Source organism: Eudoraea sp., from assembly GCF_049669105.1.
Lineage (GTDB): Bacteria > Bacteroidota > Bacteroidia > Flavobacteriales > Flavobacteriaceae > Eudoraea.
The window spans coordinates 1-5575 of record NZ_JBATKE010000007.1 but is presented as its reverse complement, the minus strand read 5'-3'; the positions used below and the strand labels follow the sequence as shown (position 1 = coordinate 5575).

Genomic DNA, 5575 nt, shown 5'->3' with positions numbered 1-5575 from the left:
GTGCTGGTCCCGGGTCAGGTGGTCAGTAAGGAAATTATTAATTTTCTTACCGTGCTCGATGTGAGCGAAATACACGGGTATCGATCCGATCTTGGCCTTAGGGTATTTAAAGAAAATGTATTGAACAGGCAGAAAATTACTACCTCGATGGGTGCTATGGCAAGAGGAATGAAGAAAAAACAATCAATTTAAAATTTGTAAATTAAAAATATGAGTGCTAAAAAAACAATCCCTGCAAAGAAAGTAACAACAACTTCGCAACTAAATGGAGTGCCGGATATAAGACGGTTCTTTTATAAAAACGAGATTCCGCTGTATTTTATCAGTGCAACAAATTTCAATATGCTTGGCGCCGATGAATGGATAAAGGGCTTTAAATTTATCTGCCACATCGAATGCTTTGATGGCGAGCATCCCAATGTTTTTTCACCTAAGGAAGAAATTCCCCATGACGATTTCACAGGTATAGAAGACATCAACAATTATTTGTTACAACATCCTGAAGTACAGGACTATTTGAAGACAAGAAAGAAAGGAAATACTACAGGGAAAGCCATGTTTCTCATGTTTGATGAAAAGACCGAGAAACTTGCAAAGAAATTAGGATTGCAAATTATGTTCCCTACAGCTAAAATGCGGACATTCATGGACAATAAAGTGAATACGAACCGTATTGCAGAAAAGGCCGGAGTGCCCTGTGTTCCCTATGTACTGTCTCCTGTAACGGATTATTCGCACCTAAACAAAGTGTCAAAGGCACTTGGAAACGACCTTGTAATACAAACGCCATTTGGTGATTCCGGGCATACTACTTTTTTTATATCCAATGAAGCAGAGTTTAAAAAATACGAGGAAGAGATTGTAAAAGAAAAGGAAGTCAAAATAATGAAGCGCATCAACTGTAAAGGCTCGGCTATCGAGGCATGCGTTACAAGACACGGCACCATCGTTGCACCTCTGATGACCGAACTGGTTGGGTTTAAAGAATTGACACCTTACAAAGGTGGCTGGTGTGGCAACGAAATTTATCCAAATGCCTTTACTCCGGAATTGCGAAAAAAGGCAACAAAATATACGCAACTTTTTGGCGATCAATTGCGCAAAGAAGGATATAAAGGATATTTTGAATTAGATTTTCTCATTGATCAGGATAATGGAGAAATTTATTTAGGGGAATTAAATCCCAGGGTGACCGGAGCAAGTTCTATTACTAACCATGCTGTTTTTGCATTGGCAGATGCACCCCTTTTTGTTTTCCATATTTTAGAATGGATGGACGTGGAATACAAGTTGAGTGTCAAGGCGATCAATGACCGATGGGCCAGACAGGAAAATATTGATGGATGGAGTCAACTTATCATCAAGCATACGGAAGATACTATTGAGTATGTATCTGAGGCACCCAAATCCGGGATTTATAAAATGTTCGACAATGGCCATATTCTTTTCGACAGGATGGATACACATAGGAGGGCAGTAGAATCTGAAGCGGAAGCATTTTTCTTAAACATATCCAAACAAGGAGATTATTTGTACGAAGGGGCTGATATGGGAATTTTGGTTTCCAGAGGACGTATGATGACCGATGATTTTAAGCTGAATAAAAGAGCAAAAGATTGGATAAAGGCCATCCGCGAAAAATACGTTTCACAAGTAGTTGAGGATAAGCGTCCAAAGATTGCGCTAAGTGGCAGTTTAACAAAGTAAAATTTGGCATGGCCAACTTTAAATACGATGTCCGGGTACTGGAATTGAAAGAAATCCATGAAATACCCGGAGCATGGACAAATGAAGATTTTTTGGATGTATTGCATCATCTCGAGTATGATGATGCTGATACTGTTCCTTTCGAAGAACTAAAGGAAATGGCTACTTTAGCATTGTCCGACCTAACGGTCGAAGATGCGGCAGTCAATATTTTAGAGTTACGGCTTAAAGAACAACTCAATATAGGTCAGAGGCAAAATCTTGCATCAGAGTTACAGGACGATCGTCTTTGGGAGGAATACTCCGACATCAAATTACACGAAGCATTATTCAATGTTGGATGCATGCTATACTGGACATTTCCAAAGCAGTTTCCAACCCCTGATATTGTACGGATTACTTTGAAGGTGATTGCATTGAACAAGGAATCAGTTTTAAATTTAGTAAAGCCAGGTTCCTCTTTTCTGACCCGTTTGCTAAATGACGGAATGGATGAACATAACATCATCTATCGGCTATTTGACGAGAATATAAAGTCGGACAAGTTTCCGGAGTCTGAACATATCATCTGGAAATTTGAGGAATCTGGCTTTACCCCTGAAGATAATTCCAACACTTTTACCATATATACTTCCTGGAACTGGGTAGATGAACTAAAGGGAGTACAGGGTTTTGAATCAACAGCATTTTCAGACGGACAACTCAAATAAAATGGAATTTAAAAGTATAAATCCGTACAATGACCAACCTGTTGGGCATTATACATCTCTTACAGAAAAAGAACTGGTAGCAAAACTTAATAAAAGCCAGGATGCCTTTGAGTCCTGGCGAAAAGTTCCCCTTTCCGAACGCAGTGCACTTATTAAAAAAGCCGGCCAGGTATTGAGGGAGAATGTCGAAGAATACGCCCAAATGATTACCTTGGAAATGGGAAAACCCATCATAGAATCCAGATCTGAAGTGAATAAATGTGCATGGGTATGCGATTACTATGCGGAGAATGCCGCAGAATTCCTGAAAAATGAAACAATAGCCACCGATGCAACACAAAGTTTTGTAAGGCATGATCCAATCGGAAGTGTCCTGGCAATTATGCCGTGGAACTTTCCATTTTGGCAGGTTTTTAGGTTTGCTGCACCAACTTTAACTGCGGGCAACACCGGTTTGTTGAAACACGCTCCCAATGTATTTGGATGTGCCAAACAAATAGAAGAAGTATTTATTAGAGCCGGTTTTCCCGGGGCTGTCTTTCAAAACCTGATTGTACACCACGACCATACAGAACAGATCATTGCGCACGTGGCTGTAAAAGCAGTAACACTGACAGGAAGCGAAAGAGCGGGTTCGGCAGTGGCAGAAATAGCCGGCAGGCATATTAAAAAAACAGTTTTGGAACTTGGCGGGAACAATGCCTTTATTGTTTGGGAAGATGCGGATATAGATAAGGCCGTAAAAACTGCCCTTACTGCCAGAATGCTTAATTGCGGACAGAGTTGTATTGCTGCCAAGCGCTTTATTTTATTGGAAGGAATTTATGACGAGTTTGTTTCAAAATTTACAAAAGCCGTAAAGGATTTGAAATCGGGGGATCCATTGGAAGATGCTACCCAAGTTGGGCCTATGGCTCGTAAAGATCTGGCAGATCAGCTTAATCGTCAGGTCACAGAATCGATGGAACAAGGTGCAAAGCTATTACTTGGAGGCGAACAGAACGGTTGTTACCATGAACCTACCATTTTAGGTAATGTAACGCCCGGAATGGCTGCTTTTGAAGAAGAAACATTTGGCCCTCTCGCGGCTATGATAAAAGCAAAAGATATAGATCAGGCCTTTGCCCTCTCGGAACAATCGAAATATGGGCTAGGGGTAACCGTTTGTACTACAGATATAGATAAGGCAGTAAAATTTGCAGATAGAATTAGCGATGGAGCCTATTTCATTAATGAACTAGTCAAATCAGACCCAAGGCTGCCATTTGGCGGCACCAAAAATTCCGGCTATGGACGTGAACTGGCAAAAGATGGGATGATGGAATTTATAAATCGCAAGACGGTTTATGTGAAAAATTAAATAAAATTCGATATTTGGTAATAAATAAGTACATGGAAACCTTAAATAAAATTCTGGAATTTGAAATCTTAAGTTTAAGCAATTATACAATAAGGGTTTCTGACCTGGTGACTATTCTGATTATCCTAATTATTACCAAACTAATACTATGGCTCATTAAGAAAGCATTGTTTCGCAAGTATAAATTTCGCAAAACTGATCCCGGCACTACCTATGCTTTATACCAAATCATAAAATATGTAATTTGGGTCATGGCCATTGGATTTTTGCTGGAAACTATCGGAGTTAAAGTTACTTTGTTATTAGCCGGTTCTGCGGCCTTATTGGTGGGAGTTGGCTTAGGATTACAGCAAACATTTAATGACGTAATATCAGGTATCATCTTACTTTCAGAGAGATCCATAAAAATAAATGATGTTTTGGAAATAGATGGCGACGTAGTAAAAATTGAAGGTATTGGTTTACGAACCTCTAAGGCCTTAAACAGGGATGACATATCTATTATCATTCCAAATTCATTAATTACTACGAGTAAGGTAATTAATTGGAGTCATCAATCAAAAAAAACACGTTTTAAGATTGATGTTGGGGTAGCTTATGGAAGTGATGTTGAAAAGGTTATCAAAATATTGGAAGAAAGCGCCTTTGAGCATCCAGAAGTCTCAAACAGGGAATTGGTTGAAGCCCGATTAATGAATTTCGGTAATTCATCCTTAGATTTTCAACTTTTGTTTTTTAGTAAAAATATTTTTAGAATAGGAAAAGCAAAAAGTGATATCAGGAGAATTATTAATAAAAAATTTGCCGAAAATAAAGTTACAATACCCTTCCCACAAATGGATTTACACCTTAAATCCAATACCGCCGGAAAAATTGAAAAGTGAACGCCATGGCGTTCCTTTTTTATTCCCCACCGCTTTTTCAAACTAGGTATGAATCGCTTTGGGGAATAAAAAAAGTGATTTGCATATGCAAATCACTTTTCTGCTTGGTCGGGATGACAGACCTAAAAATAAGGTCATAACACACTCTCTTACAACATTTTAACTTGCTAATTTTAAGCTGTACACCTCTTTGCGATTTTTAATACAAATAAGCACAAGGGATGTAATTCTTTATCCCATAAATTTAGGAAAATCTATTATTATATCAAAACTAATCAAATAGCTATGTCTGAAATCGCTTAGTTCCAAAATCGTTCGTTTTTGTTCGAAAATAAAATAGAAGAATACCCGATAAGTTTCCAGGCATTTTTTGAATATAAATTTGTTCAAAATAGTTTCCACATTCAACACTGGGGGCCATCTAATTTTTAGTAAAATAGATTGCTACTTTAGGGTACCCCATGATCAAACCAGCACTTAATTTTGCACTAACGGAATTCGGAAATTGTTAACGCGAAACATATTTTATTAACCTATGGCCCAGCATAACAAAAATGAATAAATTGCGGTCAATCAGTAAAATTCAACTTAGCACCAAATTGAATGCGTTGAGCAAAGCCATCTGTGCCATTTGCAATTCAGAACAGGTATTGTATTTAGATGACTTATTGCACTTTTAGAATATATGTAATGAATACGAATTTCAGATTCATAAGTATGCAATATTATTTCCTAAATAAAAATTCGTCCTCTCAACCCAAATACGGTTATAAAATTTCTTGTAGGATTTTGGGCTGGATTAATTATAAACTGAACATCTGGCGTTAAAATAAGGGTCTTCAACTTTTGCCAGTGATAAAATAATTCAATTGTTAATTGATCTTCAACACCTTCATAATATGTGGATTCAGAAG

Annotated in this window: 6 protein-coding genes; 5 read left to right on the top strand and 1 reads right to left on the bottom strand. The window is 37.9% G+C overall.

Going from position 1 to position 5575, the window contains the following annotated elements; genetic code table 11:
• From WBM60_RS00355 to WBM60_RS00335, 5 genes are all read left to right on the top strand, one after another.
• Positions 1 to 192 (top strand): hypothetical protein (locus tag WBM60_RS00355; RefSeq protein ID WP_424282619.1); only part of this gene is annotated, 192 nt, incomplete at its 5' end.
• A gap of 18 nt (positions 193 to 210) precedes the next feature.
• Complete coding sequence (locus WBM60_RS00350) at positions 211 to 1707, top strand: biotin carboxylase (RefSeq protein WP_424261468.1); 1497 nt, start codon at positions 211 to 213, stop codon at positions 1705 to 1707.
• Positions 1708 to 1715: 8 nt separating this feature from the next.
• Positions 1716 to 2417: a hypothetical protein gene (locus WBM60_RS00345; RefSeq protein ID WP_424261466.1), complete on the top strand. Its 702-nt coding sequence runs from the start codon at positions 1716 to 1718 to the stop codon at positions 2415 to 2417.
• A gap of 1 nt (position 2418) precedes the next feature.
• Positions 2419 to 3777, top strand: a complete 1359-nt coding sequence (locus tag WBM60_RS00340) for an NAD-dependent succinate-semialdehyde dehydrogenase (protein WP_424282618.1) — start codon at positions 2419 to 2421, stop codon at positions 3775 to 3777.
• A 32-nt stretch (positions 3778 to 3809) separates the two neighbouring features.
• Positions 3810 to 4661: a mechanosensitive ion channel family protein gene (locus tag WBM60_RS00335; RefSeq protein WP_424261462.1), complete on the top strand. Its 852-nt coding sequence runs from the start codon at positions 3810 to 3812 to the stop codon at positions 4659 to 4661.
• A 732-nt stretch (positions 4662 to 5393) separates the two neighbouring features.
• Here the strand turns inward: WBM60_RS00335 and WBM60_RS00330 are convergent.
• Positions 5394 to 5575: carbohydrate porin (locus tag WBM60_RS00330; protein ID WP_424282617.1), on the bottom strand; the 182-nt coding region annotated here is incomplete at its 5' end.